At 62.3% G+C, this 20,616-nt stretch carries 18 protein-coding genes; 5 read left to right on the top strand and 13 right to left on the bottom strand.

Annotation, left to right across the window (positions count from 1 at the left end; translation table 11 throughout):
- Window positions 1-1,167 carry a DUF459 domain-containing protein gene (locus tag ACEXP3_RS07260; RefSeq protein ID WP_377296650.1) on the bottom strand — a complete coding sequence of 389 codons (1,167 nt, stop codon included), beginning with the start codon at window positions 1,165-1,167 and terminating at the stop codon, window positions 1-3.
- An 85-nt stretch (window positions 1,168-1,252) separates the two neighbouring features.
- Window positions 1,253-2,476: a lytic murein transglycosylase gene (locus ACEXP3_RS07255; RefSeq protein WP_377296649.1), complete on the bottom strand. Its 1,224-nt coding sequence runs from the start codon at window positions 2,474-2,476 to the stop codon at window positions 1,253-1,255.
- 206 nt (window positions 2,477-2,682) lie between these two features.
- On the opposite strand from ACEXP3_RS07255, the gene galU reads away from it, so the two are divergent.
- Window positions 2,683-3,567 carry a UTP--glucose-1-phosphate uridylyltransferase GalU gene (gene galU / locus ACEXP3_RS07250; protein ID WP_377296648.1) on the top strand — a complete coding sequence of 295 codons (885 nt, stop codon included), beginning with the start codon at window positions 2,683-2,685 and terminating at the stop codon, window positions 3,565-3,567.
- A 63-nt stretch (window positions 3,568-3,630) separates the two neighbouring features.
- Here the strand turns inward: galU and ACEXP3_RS07245 are convergent, their stop codons facing one another.
- Window positions 3,631-5,058 carry an outer membrane beta-barrel protein gene (locus ACEXP3_RS07245; RefSeq protein WP_377296647.1) on the bottom strand — a complete coding sequence of 476 codons (1,428 nt, stop codon included), beginning with the start codon at window positions 5,056-5,058 and terminating at the stop codon, window positions 3,631-3,633.
- A gap of 175 nt (window positions 5,059-5,233) precedes the next feature.
- Here ACEXP3_RS07245 and ACEXP3_RS07240 point away from each other — a divergent pair, with 175 nt between their 5' ends.
- Window positions 5,234-6,229 (top strand): KpsF/GutQ family sugar-phosphate isomerase, encoded by a 996-nt coding sequence (locus ACEXP3_RS07240; protein ID WP_377296896.1) that lies wholly within the window; start codon window positions 5,234-5,236, stop codon window positions 6,227-6,229.
- Window positions 6,230-6,236: 7 nt separating this feature from the next.
- On the opposite strand, the gene ACEXP3_RS07235 is transcribed toward ACEXP3_RS07240, so the two are convergent.
- A complete protein-coding gene (locus tag ACEXP3_RS07235) occupies window positions 6,237-6,698 on the bottom strand; it encodes an NfeD family protein (RefSeq protein ID WP_377296646.1) in 462 nt (153 codons plus the stop codon).
- A gap of 5 nt (window positions 6,699-6,703) precedes the next feature.
- The gene (locus tag ACEXP3_RS07230; protein ID WP_377296645.1) at window positions 6,704-7,732 is read right to left on the bottom strand and encodes an SPFH domain-containing protein; all 1,029 of its coding nucleotides are present in this window, start codon (window positions 7,730-7,732) and stop codon (window positions 6,704-6,706) included.
- 174 nt (window positions 7,733-7,906) lie between these two features.
- Here ACEXP3_RS07230 and queC point away from each other — a divergent pair, with 174 nt between their 5' ends.
- From queC to ACEXP3_RS07215, 3 genes are all read left to right on the top strand, one after another.
- Window positions 7,907-8,614: a 7-cyano-7-deazaguanine synthase QueC gene (gene queC, locus ACEXP3_RS07225; RefSeq protein WP_377296643.1), complete on the top strand. Its 708-nt coding sequence runs from the start codon at window positions 7,907-7,909 to the stop codon at window positions 8,612-8,614.
- A 78-nt stretch (window positions 8,615-8,692) separates the two neighbouring features.
- Window positions 8,693-9,505, top strand: a complete 813-nt coding sequence (locus tag ACEXP3_RS07220; protein ID WP_377296642.1) for a GNAT family N-acetyltransferase — start codon at window positions 8,693-8,695, stop codon at window positions 9,503-9,505.
- Window positions 9,502-10,254 (top strand): MBL fold metallo-hydrolase, encoded by a 753-nt coding sequence (locus ACEXP3_RS07215; protein WP_377296641.1) that lies wholly within the window; start codon window positions 9,502-9,504, stop codon window positions 10,252-10,254. Before ACEXP3_RS07220 ends, ACEXP3_RS07215 begins: the two co-directional genes overlap by 4 nt.
- A 53-nt stretch (window positions 10,255-10,307) precedes the next feature.
- Here the strand turns inward: ACEXP3_RS07215 and hemH are convergent, their stop codons facing one another.
- The 8 genes from hemH to ACEXP3_RS07175 all read right to left on the bottom strand — a co-directional run bounded on the left by hemH (window position 10,308) and on the right by ACEXP3_RS07175 (window position 20,487).
- Window positions 10,308-11,342: a ferrochelatase gene (hemH, locus tag ACEXP3_RS07210; protein WP_377296895.1), complete on the bottom strand. Its 1,035-nt coding sequence runs from the start codon at window positions 11,340-11,342 to the stop codon at window positions 10,308-10,310.
- 149 nt (window positions 11,343-11,491) lie between these two features.
- A complete protein-coding gene (locus tag ACEXP3_RS07205; protein WP_377296639.1) occupies window positions 11,492-13,471 on the bottom strand; it encodes a 5'-nucleotidase C-terminal domain-containing protein in 1,980 nt (659 codons plus the stop codon).
- Between the two features lie 223 nt (window positions 13,472-13,694).
- Entirely contained in the window at window positions 13,695-14,057 is a 363-nt protein-coding gene (gene omp10 / locus ACEXP3_RS07200) for an outer membrane lipoprotein Omp10 (protein WP_210105587.1), read from the bottom strand.
- A 154-nt stretch (window positions 14,058-14,211) separates the two neighbouring features.
- On the bottom strand, window positions 14,212-15,663 hold the full coding sequence (locus tag ACEXP3_RS07195; protein ID WP_377296638.1) for a homospermidine synthase: 1,452 nt from the start codon (window positions 15,661-15,663) through the stop codon (window positions 14,212-14,214).
- A 130-nt stretch (window positions 15,664-15,793) separates the two neighbouring features.
- Window positions 15,794-16,702 (bottom strand): heme-dependent oxidative N-demethylase family protein, encoded by a 909-nt coding sequence (locus tag ACEXP3_RS07190; RefSeq protein ID WP_377296637.1) that lies wholly within the window; start codon window positions 16,700-16,702, stop codon window positions 15,794-15,796.
- 27 nt (window positions 16,703-16,729) lie between these two features.
- Window positions 16,730-17,389, bottom strand: coding sequence for an aminotransferase class IV family protein (locus ACEXP3_RS07185; RefSeq protein WP_377296636.1), 660 nt, complete (start codon window positions 17,387-17,389; stop codon window positions 16,730-16,732).
- Entirely contained in the window at window positions 17,338-18,513 is a 1,176-nt protein-coding gene (locus ACEXP3_RS07180; RefSeq protein ID WP_377296635.1) for an aminodeoxychorismate synthase component I, read from the bottom strand. Before ACEXP3_RS07180 ends, ACEXP3_RS07185 begins: the two co-directional genes overlap by 52 nt.
- Window positions 18,514-18,633: 120 nt before the next feature.
- Entirely contained in the window at window positions 18,634-20,487 is a 1,854-nt protein-coding gene (locus ACEXP3_RS07175; RefSeq protein ID WP_377296894.1) for a M3 family oligoendopeptidase, read from the bottom strand.
- Between the last annotated feature and the right edge of the window lie 129 nt (window positions 20,488-20,616).

The raw sequence follows: 20,616 nt of genomic DNA, 5'->3' as shown, positions 1-20,616 counted from the left end.
TTACCGGGTCGCGCCGGTCACATCCATGCGATAGTAATCGACGCGGCCAATGGGGGCTTCCTTCAGTTCGCCTTTGGTCACCAGCAGGTCGCGCGGCGAATCCGCTGCGGCGGGCAGGGGGCGGGACGCCCCCATCAGCGTTTCACCGCCATCGAGACTGGGGTCTGACAGGCTGATCGGCTGCGTCTTCACCGGCGTCTCGGCCTGCGGCGGCAGGCTGGAGAGCAGCGGCAGGTCGCCGGCATCGAGTCGGATGAGGTCGGTCACCGACAGGTCGCCGAGATGGCGGCGCGCCAGTTTTTCCACATAGAAGGCAAGCTTGCGCTTGCCGGCATCGGTAAAGCCGATACCGTCCTGGGCGCGCAGCCGCACCGGCTGGCCGTTGATGTCCGAGCCGCTGACGATGAACTGGCCGCCTTCGCTGACAAAGCCATCCCAGATATCGACGAACTCGCCGCCGGCCGCTTCCACCTGTTTCTGGTAGATGCTGTTCAGCGTGACCGCATCGGCCGTCAGCGAGGGCGATTCGAAGGGCGGCAGGCCGACCCAGAGGACGGGCAGTTTTTGGGCAGTCGCGAGCGTGACAAGCTTCGTCACCCTGGCCTCGTATTCCCCAAACCAGCGGTCGGTGCGAAACCGTTCGCGCCCGCCCGATATCTGCATGGTCTGGCGGTCATTGGCGCCGATCATCACCACGACCAGCTTCGGCTTTTCCGCGGCAATCAGCTTTTCCAGTTCCTTTGGCCAATCCAGGTGGTCCTCGCGCACCAGGCCGGAGGAGCCGGAGCCCTGCTCGAGGATCGAAACAGAAGGATCGTCCGAAAAGGCGGCGGTGAGCCCCTTGCCAAGGCCCATCGCGGTAAAATCGCCGATGACGAGGATCTTGCGGGCGTTTTCCATCTTTTGCACGGCGGGCGGCGCGGTCACGGCCGTGGCATCGGCGGCCCCTGCCATCGGGACCGGCGCTCGTTCGGGCCGGGGAGCGGTGACGCGTGCCGGCTGGCGGCGACGTTGCGGCTGCGTGTTGAGGTTGATGATGGAGCGCTCCTGCACCTGGCGCCGGTTGCCGAAGAAGAGATCCATCAGCGTGCGCCGCTCCTGCGCTGCCGCATCGGGCAGGCCAAGCGGCAGGGCGAGCGGAAAGGCCAGCGCGCTCAATAAAAGCACGCGCCCCCATCGCTGTCGGCTCGCCCCGTTTCTGATCATTCCATCCTGTCTTTCGTTCAGAGGCCGGTGCTTGACCTCCAAGAGCTTATTTGCGGATCCGCCTCAGAAGGGCCTGCGACGGCTCTCCATCGGCTTCCATGCCGAGCCGCGCCTGCAGAGCGCTGATGGCTGCTTTCGAGCCGGAGCCGAAATTGCCGTCGATCTCGCCATTGTAATAGCCGAGCTCTTTCAGCCGGCTCTGCAGTTCGAACTTCTCCTTCATGTCGAGCGCGCCTTGCGGGCGTGGCCAAGGCTGCGTGACACCGCCATAGCCGGCAATTTCGTCAGCCAGAAGGCCGACCGCCAGCGCATAGCTGTCGGCTGCATTATAGCGCTTGATGACGAAGAAGTTCTTCACCATCAGGAAGGCCGGACCATTGGCGCCCGCCATCAGTTTCAGCTCCGCGCGGTCGCTCTGGCGCGGGAAACCCTTGCCGTTGGGGCGGGTGAAGCCCAGCGCTTCCCACTGGGCAAGTGTCTTGGTCTGGCCCTCATATCGCGCAGCGCCGCGCGGCAGAACCGCCTCGTAGCCCCAGGTCTTGCCGGCCTGCCAGCCATTCTTGGCCAAGAGATTGGCCGAGCTTGCCAGCGCATCGGGAACCGAATTCCAGATGTCGCGGCGTCCGTCGCCATCGGCATCGACCGCATAGAGCAGGTAACTTGTCGGGATGAATTGCGTATGGCCCATGGCGCCTGCCCAGGAGCCGGTGAGGTGGCGTGGCGTCACATCGCCCGACTGCAGGATCTTGAGCGCCGCGATCAACTGTGTGCGGGCAAATTTCGAGCGCTTGGCGTCGGCCCAGCCAAGCGTTGCGAGCGCCTGCGGCACATGGTGCAGACGATCCGGCTTTTCCAGAACAGAACCATAGTTGGATTCCATCGACCAGATCGCCAGTAGAATATGTTTGTCCACGCCGAAGTGGTTTTCGAGACCGGCAAGAAGGCGGCCGTGCTTGGCCAGCATTTCGCGGCCGATGCGCACGGTAAACGGGTTGACGCGAGAATCCAGATACTGCCAGATTTCCGATTTGAACTCCGGCTGGTAGCCCGCTTTCTGCAAAACGTCTTCATCTGGGCCTGTTATGCCGGCGAAAGCCTTGTTATAGGTCGCGCGGGTGATGCCGCTTGCCGCGGCCGTCTGGTAGAAATTGGCAACCCAGGACTTGAAACCCTGGTCTGCTCTGGCATCTATTGCGGTGCCCGAAAGCGTGATGGCTGCAGTCACGCACAGGGCAAAGCCTGCGAAACGATGTTTGGAGAAGATTTTCATCGGCAGTCGTGTTCCTTCTGTCCGGCCTGAAAATTGCCAGGATCGGGAACCACGCCCTGGCATTGACCGAAGGGTAGACGGACAATGTCAATAAATTCTTTACCATGCGAACACGGATCTGTCATTGTTTGTGAATATGTGATGATTATCCGCTAACTGAAATTTTGCGTCGCACCAAAATGATTGAAGTGCTTTAGGAGGCATGATTGGCAAACCAGAAAATTCGAAAAGCCGTATTCCCCGTCGCTGGACTTGGAACCCGCTTTCTTCCCGCCACCAAGGCTGTTCCGAAGGAAATGCTGACTGTCGTTGACAAGCCGGTGATCCAGTATGTCGTCGATGAAGCGGCGGAAGCCGGCATCGAGCATTTCGTTTTCGTCACAGGCCGCGGCAAGGGCGTCATCGAAGACTATTTCGACATTCAGTTCGAACTCGAGCAGATGCTGCGCGAGCGTAACAAGAACGCCGAACTGACGCTTCTGGCGGATCTTCTGCCGACCGCCGGCACCGCAAGCTTCACCCGCCAGCAGGTTCCGCTCGGTCTCGGTCACGCCGTCTGGTGCGCCCGTGACATCGTCGGCGACGAGCCGTTTGCGGTTCTCCTGCCCGACATGATCATGTCGTCGGAGAAAAGCTGCCTGAAGGGCATGGTCGAGCTATACGACAAGACCGGCGGCAACGTTCTGGCTGTCGAGGAATGCGCCCCTGACCAGGCGCACAAGTATGGCATCGTCGGCGTTGGCGACAAGGTGGGCGACGAAGGCTTCAAGATCACCGAAATGGTGGAAAAGCCGGCCAAGGGCACGGCTCCTTCCAACTTCTTCATCAACGGCCGCTACATCCTGCAGCCGGAAATCTTCAAGATCCTGGAAACCCAGGAGCGCGGCGCCGGCAACGAGATCCAGCTCACCGACGGCATGCTGGCGCTCGCCAAGGCACAGGAATTTGCCGGCTATCACTTCAAGGGCGAAACCTATGACTGCGGCGCCAAGGATGGCTTCATCCTGGCAAACCTTGCCTTCGCACTGAAGCGCGGCGACATCCGCCCGCTGATCGAAGGCCCGCTGAAGGCGATGACCTCGAAGATCTGAGTTTTACGCTTTGAACGAAAAGGCCCTGAGGAACATCATCCGCAGGGCCTTTTTTATGCGCGGTCAGCGCTTGAGGCTGAGGCCGAGACCGGCGCGCCAGAGATTGCTGTCGGCGCCGCCGGCATTGGCGGTGTGCTCATAGCCGATATTGGCCGTCACGTCGAAATAGCGGTTGACGCTCCAGATGAGGCCGGCGCCGGCCTGCCAGTCGGTTTCATCCGCTGCCGTGGGAAAATCGCGCCGCGTGGCAGACGCCGTGAGGCGCCCGGTAAGATCGTTCAGGATCTGGTGGGTCAGGCCGGCCGACAGCTGGTATTCGCTCCAGCCACTGGCGCCGGCCGTCGCAGCGTCCTGAAGCGTGGTACGAAGCCCCAGATCGACATCCGTGCCCCGGTGCGGCGACCAGAAGACGGTGCCATCCAGCGTAACGGCATTGAGGGCGGCAAGGCGGGCATCTTCGTAATTCACCGTCGCATAGCCGATGCCGAATTCGCCGCGCAGCTTTTCACCGAAATCGAACTGAAGCCCGCCGCGACCGCCATAGCCTATCGACGACCGCTCGTAGCCCGACGCATCGCGCGTGGCATCATAGACGGCGCGACCAAGCCGTGCCTCGATGAAGGGAATGAGCGCGGGCGAGAGTTCATAGCCGAGCCGCAGGCGACCTTCGACGGCGGTCCGGTCCCGGTCGCTGAGAGACAGGCTGCTGCCGTCAGAGAGGCGGGCCGTGCCATAGGTGGTGCGTGCCGCATCGATGGCGGCGGTGCCGCGCAGCACGCCGAAATCCCGCTCCAGCGATGCGCCTGCCGAATACCGGTTGACCCCGGCCTGGGTGGTAGCCCCGCTCACGGCATTCGGATCGCCGGTATCCTCGCGCTCGAAGGCATAGCCACCGGTGATATGGCCGGTGGTGTTGCCGGAGAGGTCAAGGCGCAGATCAGCATCGAGACGGCCTTCCGGATCGGTGCTGCCGCGCCCGCCGACATTGCGCTCATAGGTGCCTTCTCCGGTGACCGTCAGCTGGTGGCGGGCCCAGTCGGAGGTGAGCGTGCCATTGGCGGTTGTGGCGAGATAGCTGCGGGTGGATGTTATGCCGCCGCTCGTCGTCGTTTCGCGGTTGAGGCTCTGGTTGATCGTCGGGCGAAGCGTGAACGTGCCGAGCCGGATGCCGGTGCCGTCGTCGCGGCGCTCTATGCCGTCACCGGCGTCGATGCCGGTCTCCATCGGGTTCTGCGCGCCATCGATCAGCTGGCTGAGGTCATCCGCCTGGTCCTCCTGCGGCGACGCCTCCTGCAGCATGCCGGCGCTGAGGGGCGCAGCACCGACGGTCATGGTGGACGAATTTGTCGCCCCCTGCGGATCGGAACCGGACATGTCTGGCGACTGCGCAAAGGAGGCGGAGGCTTGCGCCAGCACCGCGGTTGCCAACAGCAGCGTCGCCGGCATCCTGTGCCGGGAAACCAGCCCGGCGAGGAGGAAAGTGGAGATCATTGCGTGGCCTGACAGGAAAACGGGCATGAAAACAGTGTTAGCCAATGCTAAAGCAACGTGGTTAACGTTTCCTTGTTGGATGAGTGCAGCTTGTCGCAGGGGTGGGCGCAGACCGTGCGACCTGCGGCCTATGTCCACATGGACTTCGCCGGGAAACGGCGCTATGGCATCGCCCATGAACACGAACGCCCTGCAGACAGAAGAGTTTGACGCGGTTGCTTCGGCGCTGCGCACGATCGCAACAGAGAAGCGCGGCCTTGAAGCGCTGGAAACGGCGCTTGCCGACGGTCTGGGCGAGCCCATGCGCCAGGCCATCCGCCTGGTGTCCGCCATTACCGGCCGTGTCATCGTGACGGGGGTTGGAAAAAGCGGCCATATCGGCGCAAAGATTGCCGCAACGCTTGCGTCGACCGGCACACCCGCCTCGTTCGTCCATGCCGCCGAAGCCAATCACGGTGATCTCGGCATGATTGCCGGCAATGATCTCGTGCTGGCAATCTCCAAGGGTGGCGAAAGCGCAGAGCTCAAAAGCATCATCGCCTATACGCGTCGGTTCTCCATTCCGCTCGTTTCGCTTACCTGTGCGCCCGCATCGTCGCTCGCGCGTGAAAGCGATGTGGTGCTGCTGTTGCCCGCCGAGCAGGAAGCCTGTCCGCATGGGCTGGCACCCACCACGTCGACGCTGATGCAGCTTGCGCTTGGCGATGCACTGGCGGTGGCGCTTCTGGAGGCACGCGGCTTCACGCCGAGCGATTTCCACGTCTTCCATCCCGGCGGCAAACTCGGCGCGAGCCTCACCCATGTGCGCGATATCATGCACACCGGCGATCGCCTGCCGCTGGTGGCGCGCGGCACGCCGATGGTGGAGGCGGTGCGCACGCTGTCACACAAGCATTTCGGTTGCGTCATCGTGCTGGAGGAAGACGGCCGGCTGGCGGGCATCGTCACCGAAGGCGATATGGCGCGCAATCTCAGCCGCAATCTCGGCGAACTCTGCGTCGATGACGTGATGACGACAACGCCGAAGACGATTGCGCCGAATACGCTCGCCACGGCAGCGCTGGGCCTCATCAACAAGCACAATATCGGCGCGCTGATCGTGGCTGACGAGAACCGTTATCCGGTCGGCCTCGTGCATTTCCACGATCTTTTGCGCATCGGCGTCGTCTGACAGAAACTCAGGCGACCGGTTCGACGATCAGCTCGCTGCCGGTCCAGTCGGCCACGCGCACGCGCATGCCGGCGGGAAGATCAGGCCCGGTCACCGACCACCAGGTATCATCCAGCCGGATGCGGCCGCGGCCCTCGCGGATCGGCTCCACCAGCGTTGAAGTGCGCCCGACAAGGCTGTCGCCGCGCCGGTTGAGGAGAGGCTGGTCGCTTTGCGTATGGCCGCGTGCAAAGAAACTGCGCCCGGCAAAAGTCAGCACCAGCGACAGGACGGCAAAAAGGACCAGTTGCAGCTGCCAGCTCCACCAGGCCGTGCTCCAGAGCGCCAGAGACGCTGCCCCCAGCACCATGGCCGCAAGCCCGATCCAGATGAGGAAGACGCCGGGAGCCGCCATTTCGGCCGCCAGTAGCGCCAGTCCAAGGATCCACCAGCTCCACGGCCCAAGCCAGCCGACAAGGTTGATCAGCATGGCCTTCAGGTCTCGGTTCTGGTCTGGTTGAACGGGTTGACCGTTGGTGTGGCACTGCGGTTTGTTGACGGTTGCGGCGGGGTCGGCACGCGGGGTTGCTTCGGTGCCGTGGGCGTTTCGCCGAACACGTCACGGGCAATCGCCCCGATACCGGCGAGCGACCCGATCAGCGAGGAGGCTTCCATCGGCATCAGCACGATCTTAGAATTGGGCGCCGTGCCGATCGAGGCCATGGCTTCGGTGTATTTCTGCGCCACGAAGTAGTTGATGGCGTTCACGTCGCCGGCGGCAATCGCTTCGGAGACGACGCAGGTGGCCTTGGCTTCGGCTTCGGCCAGACGCTCGCGCGCTTCTGCTTCGCGGAAGGCCGCCTCGCGGTCGCCCTCGGCTTTCAGCACGGCGGCTTGCTTTGCGCCCTCGGCCCGCAGGATCTGAGCATTGCGCGAGCCTTCCGCTTCCAGCACCTGCGCGCGCTTTTCACGCTCGGCCTTCATCTGCCGGCCCATGGATTCCACGAGATCGCGCGGCGGCTGGATATCCTTGATTTCGACGCGGGTGACCTTGATGCCCCAGGGCCCGACCGCATCATCCACCACCCGCAGCAGGCGCTCGTTGATGACCTCGCGGTTCGACAGAAGCTCGTCGAGATCCATTGAGCCCATGACGGAGCGTATATTGGTCATGGTGAGGTTCTGGATGGCGTTTTCCAGGTTGGAGATCTGGTAGGCCGCCTGCGCCGGATTGAGGATCTGGTAGAAGGCCACGGCATCGGCCGATACACTGGCATTGTCCTTGGTGATGACCTCCTGCGTCGGCACATCCAGCACCTGTTCCATCACGTTCATCTTGGCGCCGAGGCGATCGATGAAGGGGATGATCAGGTTGAGGCCGGGATCGAGCGTGCGCGTGTAGCGGCCAAACCGCTCCACCGTATAGCGATAGCCCTGCGGCACGGTCTTGATGCCGGCAATCAGCACCAGGACCACGAAGGCGACGAGTGCGATGACGACGATATCGAAGCCGGAAAATTCCATGAGCCCCTCCAAACGGGTTTAAGCAGGTTCCCCTCATGTAGGTCATACCGGGTGGCGAGGCCAGAGCCGATGCAGGGGATGACGGGGATTTGCGCGGGGACGCCTTTTGCTGTATCCGCCGTGCGCAGAAATATCCGGTCGCAGCCTACCCGGTTAAAACAAGGACCCTGACCTATGAAGACACTCGTCGTCTGCTCCGGCGGACTCGATTCCGTTTCGCTTGCTCACAAGGTGGCGAAAGAACACACCCTGATCGGCCTTATCTCCTTCGATTATGGCCAACGCCACAAAAAGGAGCTGGAATTTGCCGCCCGCGCGGCAAACCGTCTCGGCGTTCCCCACGATGTCATCGACATCTCCGGCATCGGCCGCCATCTCTCCGGCTCGGCGCTGACCGACAATCTTGATGTGCCCGACGGCCATTATGCCGAGGAGACCATGAAGGTGACGGTGGTGCCGAACCGCAATGCCATCATGCTTGCCATCGCGTTTGGCATGGCCGCAGCCCGAAAGGCCGATGCGGTGGCTGTCGCCGTCCATGGCGGCGATCACTTCATCTATCCCGATTGCCGTCCCGGCTTCATCGACAGCTTCCAGGTCATGCAGCGCCAGGCGCTGGATGGCTATGCGGACGTGACGCTGCTGGCGCCGTTCGTCAACGGTTCCAAGGCCGATATCGTCACCGAAGGGGCACGCCACGGCACGCCGTTTAGCGAAACCTGGTCCTGCTATAAGGGCGGGGAACAGCATTGCGGACGCTGCGGCACCTGCGTCGAGCGTCGCGAAGCCTTTTTCCTTGCCGGCGTCGATGATCCGACAGACTACGCGGACCCGGATTTCTGGAAGGCTGCCACATCGGGCTTTCGCGCCGAGGCGGTGTGACGGCCGCTCCCATTCCATCTCTTGATTGGTGCATCATCGGAGTTTGCGGCAGTCTCGGATCATGCCGGGCCCTGCACCATGAAGCGCGATATCTTGACCTATCTCAACCGGGAACCGCTGAAGACGATTTCCCTGTCGAAGTACCTGCATGGCTATCCGCAGGATACGCAAGCGTTCCACGTGCGGGGGCAAAGGGGTGAGGCGGTTCTGGTTCTGCTGCGCGTCAGCGCCAGTGCCTATGACCGCGAAACCTATCCGACCGCCGGCTTTGTCTGCTTTATCGCCAGCGACGATCCGGAACTGACGACCCGGTTGCTTGCCCATGTCCCGCGCGATTGCCGCCTCGTGTTCAAGCTTGCTGGGGAGGCGGATCGCGTTGCGGTGGCAAAGGTCTTTGATCTTCGTCGCACCACAAGCTTTCTATCGTTCACAGGGCAGGGTCCTGCAGGATCTTGCGAGGCTGATCTTCCTCGACCGGTGACCGGCGATCTGTCGCCGGAGGCTTGGTCGCTGTTTGAAGCAAGGGGTTATGCGCGCGACTGGTTGATGCCGCTTCTCAAAACCGGTTGCGCCTTCGTGGTCGAGGCTTGCCACGAAGGTGCCGCCGTTTCGGTCTGTTTCGCCTTCCAGAATAGCGGCGACCTCTGGGAAGTCGGAGGCCTCTCCACCCGTCCCGATGCGCGCCGCAAGGGCCATGCCGCTCGCGTGGTGCGCGCAGCCTTTGCCGAACTGGAGAGGCGCAGCCTGCAGGGCCGCTACGTCGTGGAGGAGACGAACCTTGCGTCCTTGCAGCTTGCCAGGTCGATCGGCTTGCAGCACAAGCTGACGCTGACGCATTTTTTCGCCCTTGCGCCGAATGCAGGCAACCTTATCGCGGGGAGTGCCCGATGAAACTGCAGCTGATCCGCAATGCCACGCTGAAACTTGTCTATGGCGGGCGCACCATCCTGATCGATCCGTATCTCGCCCCGCGCCACAGCCTGCCCTCCTATACGGGCAAGTCGCCGAACCCGCTGGTCGAGCTGCCGTGTTCCATCGAGGATATTCTGGAGGGTGTCGAACTGGTGATCGTCTCGCACCTTCATTCTGATCACTTCGACAGCGTTGCCAAGGCGCGGCTGCCAAAGGACCTGCCGATCCTCTGCCAGCCCGGCGATGAGGACACGATCGGGGCGGCCGGATTTCTCGACGTCACACCGCTGGACGACAGCGTTCAGTGGCAGGGCATCACCATCACCCGCCAACGGGGCAGCCATGGCCTTGGGCCGGTGCGTGCAAAGATGGGCTCCGTCATGGGCCTTTCGCTCAAAGCACCCGGCGAGCCTCAAATCTACTGGGTCGGTGATACGGTGCTTTATCCGCCCGTCCTTGATCAGGTGGCGATGACACTCCCGGATGTGATCGTGACGCATTCCTGCGGCGCTGTCTGGGATAGCGACTTGATCGTCATGGATGCGGCGCAGACTGTCGAACTTTGCAAGGCCACACCCTTTGCGACCGTGATTGCCACCCACATGGAGGCGCTCGATCACGCCACCACCAGCCGCGCCGATCTGCGGGCGGCCGCCGATGCCGCAGGAATTTCTGCCCTACGTCTGCTCATCCCCGAGGATGGCGAAAAAATTAGCCTCGGCGGCTGAGGCTCAAAGCAGGAGAGCGGTGCCGGTCGGACCGGCCGCCGCCTGCCTTGTCCTTACACCCAGCCCTTGAGCTCGTTGCGCACCACATGCTCGATCACGCGCATGCCATCGGGGCTGTCATTGAGACAGGGGATGTGGGTAAACTTCTCGCCGCCATTGTGCAGAAAGATTTCGCCGGCTTCCTCGGCGATTTCTTCAAGCGTTTCCAGGCAGTCGGAGACGAAGCCGGGGTTCAGCACGGCAATGCGCTTCACGCCATCCTTGGCCAGTTGTTCCACCGTCTTGTCGGTATAGGGCTGCAGCCATTCTTCCGGTCCGAAGCGGGACTGGAAGGTCAGCATCAGCTTTTCCTTCGGCCAGCCAAGACGGTCGCGCAGCAGGCGTGTCGTCTTGTAGCACTGGCAGTGATAGGGATCGCCCTTCTTGAAGTAGGACATCGGAATGCCGTGATAGGAGGTGATCACCAGTTCCGGTTCCCAGTCGAGCTTGGCCAGATGCTGCTCGATGGAATTGGCCAGCGCGTCGACATAGACGGCATCGTCATGATAGCGCGGCACGGTGCGCAGTGCCGGCTGCCAGCGCATTTTGAGGAGCGCCTTGAAGGCCTCGTCATTGACGGTTGCCGTCGTTGCCGCGGCATATTGCGGATAGAGCGGATAGAGCAGGATCTTTTCGCAGCCGGCCTTCTGCATCTCTTCCATCTTCGCCTGGATGGCGGGCTGGCCATAGCGCATGGCCCAGTCCACATGCACATGCGGCAGATCCTTCAGCGCCTCGGCCAGTTTTTCGCCCTGGCTGCGCGTATAGGTGCGCAGGTAGCTTTCGTCGAGCTCGTTGTTCCAGATGCTCTTGTAGGCCTCGCCGACCTTTTGCGGGCGCTTGTTCAAGACGATGCCGTAAAGGATCGGATACCAGAGCAGCCGCGACCATTCGATGACGCGCCGGTCGGTCAGGAATTCCGCGAGATAACGCCGCATCGACTTGTAATCGGTACCGTCCGGCGTGCCGAGATTGACGAGAAGAACGCCAACCTTGCCGAAGCGAACCGGAGGGTGATCGGACGGAAGGTGATTGTCGGCGGCGTTCATCATCTTGAAGTTTTCCCCGGAATGTCTGCGGATGCATCCCACGCTACGCGCGCCGGAGGCAATCGGTTCTATCTAGGAATAAAAAACGGCCCGGGGAAGCCCCGGACCGGTTTCTTGCGCGTGACAATTCGTCCGCCAAAATCGTGCGGTTACTTGGCCGGCAGTTCCAGCGTCGCGCCGATGGCAATGATGTTGGGATTGCGCAGCGTGTTGGCCTTGGCAATCTTCGTCCATTCTTCGCCGTCGCCATAGGTGCTTTCGGCGATCTTCCAGAGCGAATCGCCCTTGACGACCGTGTAGGTCTTCGGTGCGGGAGCGGCTGCCGGAGCAGCAGCGGCCGGAGCAGGCGCGGCAGCCGGTGCCGGAGCAGCGGCCGGGGCCGGAGCAGCGGGGGCGGCAGGTGCAGCCGCAGGAGCCGGGGCGGGTGCCGCAGGCGCTGCAGCCGGAGCAGGCGTCGCGGCAGCCGTTGCCGGAGCCGGGGCTGCCGGGGCCGGAGCCTTGGCGGGCGCGACATAGCCGGCCGGCGTCAGGTCGGTGATGCGGCCGTCCGTATAGGGCTTGTAGGGCGAGTTGGCGGCAATGTAGTCGGCCACGGCCTGTTCGAGGTTCGGCCCGAAGTCATACGGGTTGACCGCATTCGTGGCGAACATCTTGAAGCCGTCGCCGCCGCCGCGCACGTAATTGTTGGTAACGACGCCATAGGTTTTTGCCGGATCGATGGCGACGAAGGCATCGCCTTCCTTGACCATCACGGCGCTGACGCGGCTGCCGACCGGCTTGGAACGGTCGAAGGAATATTTCATGCCGCCGACCTGCGCAAAACGTCCGGCGCCGTCTTCCATCTGGCTCGTGCCGTTCTCAAGGGCTGCCACGAGGTCTGCACCCTTGATCTGGAAGGTGGCAATCGTGTTCTGGAACGGCAGCACCGTCAGCACTTCGCCCATCGTCACGTCGCCCTGATCGATGGAGGCACGAAGCCCGCCGCCGTTGACGATGGCAATCGTGATGCCCTGTTCCTTGACCTTGGCAAGCGAGGCGTCCGCCACGAGATTGCCCATCGAGCACTCGACGGCACGGCAGGACTTGCGGTCGCCATCGATCAGGCCTTCCGACGTGCCGACAACCTTCTTCTTCAGCTCTTCGAGCGGTGCGCCAAGTTCCTTGACCTTGGCGGTATAGGCCTCGTCCGGCGTCACGGATGCATCGAGCAGTTTTGGGGCGCCGGTTGCGGATTTCACCACGCCATTGTCATCGAAGGTGACCTTCAGCTCGCCGAGATATTTGGAATAGGCATAGGAGGTGACAACCGGCACTTCGACGCCCGCCGGGTTCTTGACGAGCGTCGGATAGGGGCCCGACGATTTCGGATCGGTGGACGACAGATAGGTGTGGCTGTGACCGCCGACGATCACGTCGATGCCGTCCACGGAGGCGGCGATCTGCTTGTCCTTGTTGTAGCCGACATGGGTCAGCGCGATGATCTTGTTGACACCCTGGCCCTGCAGGTCGGCCACGGCGCTCTTGAGGTAGGTGATCTCGTCCTCGAACGAGATATCCGGGCCGGGCGAGGAGGTTTCGCCGCTGTCGGTTGCCAGAACCGAAACCACGCCGATCTTCTGGCCGCCGATCTCCTTAACCACATAGCCCTTGTACTTGCCGTCGAGCAGCGAGCCCTTCTTGGCGATGGTATTGCCGGAGATGATGGGGAATTTCAGCGCGCCGATGAACTTGTTGAGCTCCTCCGGGCCATCATCGAATTCGTGATTGCCGATGGCCATCACGTCAAAGCCGATGCCGTTCATGAAATCGGCAACGGGCGCGCTCTTGAAGGTGGAGTAGTAGAGCGAGCCCTGGAACTGGTCGCCGGCATCCAGAACGAGGATATTGGCGCCGGCATTGTCCTTGCGGAAACCGTCGATGGCGCTTTTGACGCGGGCAATGCCGCCAAAGCATTCCTTGGCATCGGCTTCCTTCTGCGAGCAGGTGGCGTCGGACTTGTTGATCGCCTCGATGCGCGAGTGCAGGTCGTTGATGTGCAGGATGTCCAACTGGTAATCGGCAAAGGCGACCCCCGAGGAAAGGGCAAGCACTGTCGCGGCAATTGCGCTGAAACCTATACGTCTGATCATCCTGGTCTGCTCCTGTTGCAAGCGACGATACCGCCGCGCTGTTCCGCCTGATTGTAGTTCGGGTTTATGACACTCGTTCCACTTTTCATGTTTCCATCAAGGGAAAGCGACTTCAAGCGAAATGTGACAGTAGTGTAACCGCAAACGGATGCGCGCAAAACACGAAACCCCGCCGGAGCGGGGTTTTGCGGGAGCTGGCAGCTCCAGGAGAAATCCGGCCGTCTTAGCCGCGGCGGGTCAGCGAGAACTGCGAGCCGGTATCGGCGGTGCAGTTGAGCTGGCTTGGCGAGACAAGCGCGCAGTTGACGCGGGACTGGGTGCGGCGGACGATGGAGGTCATGTTGATCTCCACCAGCGTCGGCGACACATTCGTGTAGGTGCCGCTGGCCAGAAGCGCGTTGTTATCCGTCGAGCGTGTGCTGAACGTGCCGCCCTGGAAGGTGGACACGATGCCATTGGGATCAACCCAGGCACCTTCGACGCCCTGCGGCTGCGCCGGCGGAAGCGCACGTTGCGTCGGCTGCGAAACGCAGGCGCTCAGCATCAGGGCGGCGGACACGAGCACGAGGCTCTGTTTGATCTTCATTGCGTGGTCTCCCGCGATTCTTCTGCACCGTGAGGTCGGGCCACGATGCTGCGAACCCTTAATCTAATGCAAGGCGGACGGTTGCACAGTCCGCCTTGCAAGGTTTTGAACGGTTTTCCCCGGCTGACTGCCGGGATGTGTCAGGCGCGGGTGATCAGCTGCGGACCAGAATGTTCTTGAACTGCCAGGGATCCTTCTCGTCGAGGTCTTCCGGGAAGAGGCCCGGGCGGCCATCGAGCGGGGTCCAGTCCGTATAGTGGCCTTCAACCGGGCCGAGATAGGGCGACTGCACTTCCAGGCAGCGCTTGTAATCCACCTCGTCGGCTTCAACGATGCCGGCCTTCGGGTTTTCGAGCGCCCAGACCATGCCGGCGAGAACCGCCGAAGTGACCTGCAGGCCCGTTGCGTTCTGGTAAGGCGCGATGCGGCGGGTTTCTTCCAGCGACAGGCGCGAGCCGTACCAGTAGGCGTTCTTCTCGTGGCCGTAGAGCAGCACGCCGAGTTCGTCGATGCCTTCCTCCAGCTCGTCCTCGTCGAGAACATGCAGGACCGGCTGCTGGTGGCCGCCATTGCCGAACATTTCATGCAGAGACAGAACCGCGTCATTGGCCGGGTGATAGGCGTAATGGCAGGTCGGGCGATAGACCACTTCGCCATCCTTCTCAACCGTGAAGTAATCGGCAATCGAGATGGATTCGTTATGGGTGACGAGGAAGCCGTATTGCGGGCCGGGTGTCGGGCACCAGGTGCGCACGCGGGTGTTGGCGCCGGGCTGTTCCAGATAGATGGCGGCCTTGCAGCCCTTCTTGTGCTTCTTGGCGTTCTTCGGCATCCAGTTTTCATGCGTGCCCCAGCCCAGTTCGGCCGGCTGCAGGCCTTCGGAGATGAAGCCTTCGACCGACCAGGTGTTCCAGAACACGTTGAGCGGCTTCGGATGCTTGGTCAGCTGCGTGTCGCGCTCGGCAATGTGAATGCCCTTGACGCCGAGCTTTTTCATCAGCTTGGCCCAGCCTTCACGGTCGTTCTGGTTGGGCTCTTCGAACTTCAGGCCGGTGTCGTTGGCGAGGTTGACCAGCGCCTGCTTGACGAACCAGGAGACCATGCCCGGGTTTGCGCCGCAGGTGGAAACGGCCGTCGTGCCGCCGGGGTTCTTGCGCTTTTCCGCGCGCACGGTTTCACGCAGCGCGTAATTGGTGCGCTCGGAATTCTTCATGCTCTTGTCGAAGTAGAAGCCGAGCCAGGGTTCGACGACGGTATCGATGTAGAGCACGTCCAGCTTGCGGCACAGCTTCATCAGGTCGAGCGAGCCGGTATCGACCGACAGGTTGACGCAGAAGCCCTGGCCTTCGCCTTCGGTGAGGAGCGGCTTCAGCAGTTCCTTGTAATTGTCCCGGGTGACATGTGCCTTGATGTGGCGAATACCGTGCTTTTCGAGGATCGCCATATCCGACGGCTCCTCGCGCGGGTCGATGACGACCATCCGGCTCTTGTCGAACTTGAAGTGACGTTCGATGAGCGGCAGCGTGCCGCGGCCGATGGAGCCGAACCCGATCATGACGATGGGCCCGGTGATTGCGGCATAAACCGGATGGGTAGTTTCAGTCATCTGTTGCTCCTTCGGCCCGCGGCCTAGTGCCGCTGAGGACCGTGTTTCCTACGCAAGTTTCGCATGCGCTGATTGGCGGCGGTCTAGATCATAAAACGCCTTCACAATAAAGAGGGCGAACACAACAAGCCTATGGCAGAAGCTGCGAATAATCACCGGTTTCCGCGGCTTTTTGCAAAAGCGCGATCATCGCCGGGCGTTTGTGCGACAGCCCCTTGTAGGCGGCCTGCGCCTCGCTCATGGCGTCCAACTGGTCGGCAAGCGAGGCCATGAGGCGCGCGGCATCCGGCTCGCGGGCGAGCTGCGCCAGCGGATCGAGATAGATGCGGATGGTGAAGACGATGTCGCCGGAGACCGGGAGCTTGCGCAGCGTCTGGCGCTCCACCCTCAGGAAATGGGCGGCAGGCGGCCTCTCCGGCATCACGCGCTGGCTCTTGGATTTCGGCAGGAAGAGCTCGCCGGTGGCGTTCACCGACCAGTTCATCCGGCTGACCAGCCGATCGCCCGGCAGCCGGTCGAACATGCGGTTGATCAGCTCGGCATTGCGGCTGCCGCCCTCGAAATCAGGGACTTCGGCATGAACCTCATCCATCACCCGCCCGAATTTCTCCTCCAGCGACCAGGAGGAGGGGAAGGCCACGAAGGCGGCGGCAATACGCCAGCCCTTGTCGCCGCGCCGCATGACGACGAGATCGTCCGCGACCATCAGGCCTGCGCGGACAAGGGCCGGCTCCGCCTCATCCGCCAGAGACACGTCTGCCGCGCCCTTGATCTGCATCGTGTCGCCGGTGCGGCGATAAAGCTCGGGGTAGCGCGCCGGCAGATAATTGGAGAGCAGCGTCAAGAGTTCCTGCTGCGCCTCATCCGTTCCCGGCTCGGCCCGAAAGATCGCGTCGCGATGCACGCCCAGCAACTGCGCCTTTTCGGCAAGCGCCGCCGGCAGCCTGTCATCCGGCTCGATCCAGTCGTCTGCCGCAAGCTGCGACAGCCCGATGGTGAAGGGTTGCGACGAGCCGTCATAGGGGGTGTAGGGCAACATCGTGCTGCGTCCTTCCGATCGGGCTTACTAACCCGTCACCAGTTCCGCCGCCATCAGCCCCCGCAGCGAATTGCCTACAAAGATGCGGCGGCCCTTGAGATCGGCCGGCATGATCGTTTCGGAACGGGCCTTCCTTTCGCGGATGAGGTCGGCACGCAGGATGCCCGGCAGAAGACCGCAGCTGAGCGGTGGTGTCAGCAGCTGCCCGTCTTCGGCCTCGACGAAAAGATTGGTGATGGTGCCCTCGCAGACCTCGCCGCGCTCATTGAGCAGCAGAACCTCATCGGCCTCGTCGCGCGAAAATTCCGCCCGTGCCGCCTCGTAGGGTTCGCGCCGGGTCGTCTTGTGGCGGTAGAGCGTATCGTCGGACGAGAGCCGCTGGCGGGCGATGCGCAGGTGCCAGACCTTGCCCGTCGGCTCGGCGACAAAGGGTGTCGTGGTGATCTCGATCTTGCCGCGATAGGTCATGGTGAGGCGCACGCGCAAGGGTTCATCGCCGCCGACAGCCTCTGCAAGCTGTGCCGATGCATCCTGCGGCTGGCGAAAGCCAAGCGCATCGGCCGAGCGTGCAAGCCGGCGCAGATGCGGATCGAGGCGCAGAAAACCCGCACCCGGTTCCCAGCGCAGGGTTTCGATCAGCAGGAAATCGGCTGATGGCTTACTGCGAAGCGCGCTTTTAGCAGACATTCTTCATATTCCGTCTCGGCCTTCGAATCGTAGACAATGCCGCCGCCGACATTGAAGACGGCATTTCCGGTGTTGAAAAGGGTCAGTGTGCGGATGGCCACTGAAAAACGCATCGGACCCTTCGGATCGCACCAGCCGATTGCCCCGCAATAAATGTCGCGCGGGCCCTGTTCCAGCCCGGCCAGGATCTGCATCGCCCACATCTTTGGCGCGCCGGTGATCGAGCCGCAGGGAAAGAGGGCGGCAAGAATGCCCGGCAGGCCGATGTCCGGCAGAAGTTTTGCCCTGACATGGCTCACCATTTGGTGGACCGTCGGATAGGTTTCGATGTCGAACAGCTTTGGCACGGTGAGCGTGCCCACCTCAGAAATTGCCGAGACGTCGTTGCGCAGGAGATCGACGATCATGCGGTTTTCGGCTTGCGTCTTTTCGTCGGCGAGCATGGCGGCGATGATGGCCTTATCTTCCTCGGCCGTCTTTCCCCGCGCGGCCGTGCCCTTCATCGGATGCGTTTCAATAAAACCGTCTTCATCCACCTTGAAGAACAGTTCGGGCGAGCGCGAGAGTATGATCGGGCCGCCGAGATCGATCAGGGCACCGTAGCGCACCGGCTGGCGAGCCACGAGCGACCAGAAGGCGCGGGCCGGATCGCCGTCCCAGCGCGCCGTGATCGGCATGGTCAGATTGGCCTGGTAGCAATCGCCGCGGCGGATATGGGCGTGCAGAGCCTCGAAACGCTGACGGTAGGCAGCGATATCCCAGGCGGCATGCGGATCCGTCAGGAACGGCGTTTCTGCCTCGTCGTCGCTGACCACGCTTGCCGGCGGGCGCGACAACGGATGGTCTTGAGGGGCCGGGGCCCTGAAAATGCCCATGGCGATCAGCGGCGTCTCCCGGTTCGCCACGATCAGCGACGCAAGCTTTTCCTCAAAGATGTGGCCCGCTTCATAGGAGAGGTATCCCGCAAGCCAGCGCCCGTCCCGCCGAGCCGCTTCCAGACGCGCCAAGGCCGGCAGGATCTCCTCGGCGGTGTGAGCCGTGACGATCTCCAGCGGCTGATCAAAGACAAGGCTCGTCGCCGCCCGGTCGTCTCGAAAAAGGGCAAAGGGGGGTGTGGCGCTCATTCTTGTCTGTGGCAGGCTCCGTTCCGGCTGCTGCCTTCTACTCTGCGCTCTACCGGGAGAACAGAGGTTTCGTCATCCGCCCCCGCAGACCAAGAGGGGGGCGGATGTGGACGATCGCCGTCAACCGTTGGCGCCTGCCTGCAACTGCCGGTCAAGCGCCTCCAACTCGTCGATCAGGCCCTCGATCATCGACAGGCCCTTCGACCAGAAGGTCGGGTCGGTGGCGTCGAGGCCGAAGGGGGCCAGAAGTTCGGAGTGATGCTTGGTGCCGCCGGCCTTCAGGAGGTCGAAGTATTTCTCTTGGAAGCCATCCTCGGCGTTCTGGTAAACGGCATAAAGCGAGTTCACCAGGCAATCGCCGAAGGCATAGGCATAGACGTAGAAGGGCGAATGGATGAAGTGGGGGATATAGGTCCACCAGGTCTCATAGCCTTCCGAGATGCGGATGGCCGGCCCGAGGCTTTCTTCCTGGACTGACAGCCACAGCTCGCCGATCTGCCCGGAGGTCAGCTCACCCTCCTTGCGCGCCGTGTGCAGCTTGCGCTCGAAATCGTAAAACGCGATCTGGCGCACGACCGTGTTGATCATGTCCTCGACCTTCTGGGCAAGCATCGCCTTGCGTTCGCGCGGGTCGGTCGTCGTCTTCAGGAGCGCGCGAAACGTCAGCATTTCGCCGAACACGGAGGCCGTTTCTGCAAGCGTCAGCGGCGTCTGGCACATCAACGCGCCCTGGCCGCCGGCCAGAACCTGATGCACGCCATGGCCGAGCTCATGGGCAAGCGTCATGACGTCCCGCGGCTTGCCGAGATAGTTGACGAGCACATACGGGTGGGCGGACGGCACGACCGGGTGGGCAAAGGCGCCCGGTGCCTTGCCGGGGCGGGCCGGGGCGTCGATCCAATGCTCGTCGAAGAAGCGGCGGGCGATGCCGGCCATGTCGGGCGAAAAATTGCCATAGGCGGACAGCACCATGTCCTTGGCTGCGTCCCAGGCGATCAGCGCCTTCGGCGTTTCCGGCAGCGGCGCGTTGCGATCCCAGAAGTTCATCCGCTCCATGCCGAGCCACCGGGCCTTCATGGCATAATAGCGATGCGACAGGCGCGGATAGGCCTCCTTGACGGCGGCTGCCAGCGCATCCACCACCTCGCGCTCGACGCGGTTCGACAGGTGGCGCGAATCGGCAATGTCTTCAAAGCCGCGCCAGCGGTCGGAAATATCCTTGTCCCTGGCCAGCGTATTGGTGATGAGCGTGAAGACGCGCAGGTTTTCCCCAAATGTTTTGGACAGCGCGGCCGCCGCCTTGGCGCGGCTGTCCGCCTCCGGCTCCTGCAAAAGATTGAGCGTGCGCTCCAGCGGCAGCATCTCGCCGTCGATCTCGAACCGAAGCTCGGCCATCGTCTCGTCGAACAGCCGGTTGAAGGCGGCAGCGCTCGTCATCGACTTTTCGAGAAACAGCTGCTCAAGCCGGTCGTCCAGCTGGAAGGGCTTGTCCTTGCGCAGGTCGAGAAGCCAGGGCGCGTAGTGGCGGGCCTGCGGATCGTCGGCGAGGCTCTGTTCCAGACGCGTATCATCGATTCGGTTCAGTTCCAGCGGGAAGAACAGGAGATGGGCGGAAAGATCCGTTAGTTTCGACTGGATGTCGCCAAAGAATTTGCCATTGGCCGGATTGGACGTATCGGAAAAATAGGTGAGGCCGGCAAACGAGCCGATCTTGCCCACCAGATCGTCAATCGCCTCGTATTCGGCTACTGCAGCACCCAAACCGTCCGCGCCAGTCTTGGCAGCAGCATCGGTAAGTTTGCCTTTCCACTTTATTTCGAAGGCAAGGGCCATTGCATCCGCGCGCGAAACATCGTTAACAAATACTGCGCTATCGCGGGACGGATAGAGATCTTCCAGCCGCCAGGTGGGCAGGTTACCTAGAGCGGCGTCGTCCGCACTGGAGGAAACGGCGTCTGCTGCTGCGAAACGCAGGGATCGGAGGAGGTTTTCATGGTGGGTGAAAGTGGTGGATGTCACGTTCTGGCTCCCTGTTCTCTCTCGTCTGTTCTGATGTCGGTTGTTTTCACGGGCGGCAGGTAAAATGCAAGCATTTCTCAAAAC

The organism is Neorhizobium fuzhouense (assembly GCF_042611105.1).
GTDB classification, from domain to species: Bacteria; Pseudomonadota; Alphaproteobacteria; order Rhizobiales; family Rhizobiaceae; genus Neorhizobium; species Neorhizobium galegae_A.
Note: the sequence above shows the minus strand (reverse complement) of the source record. Positions and strands in the feature narration are given on the sequence as shown.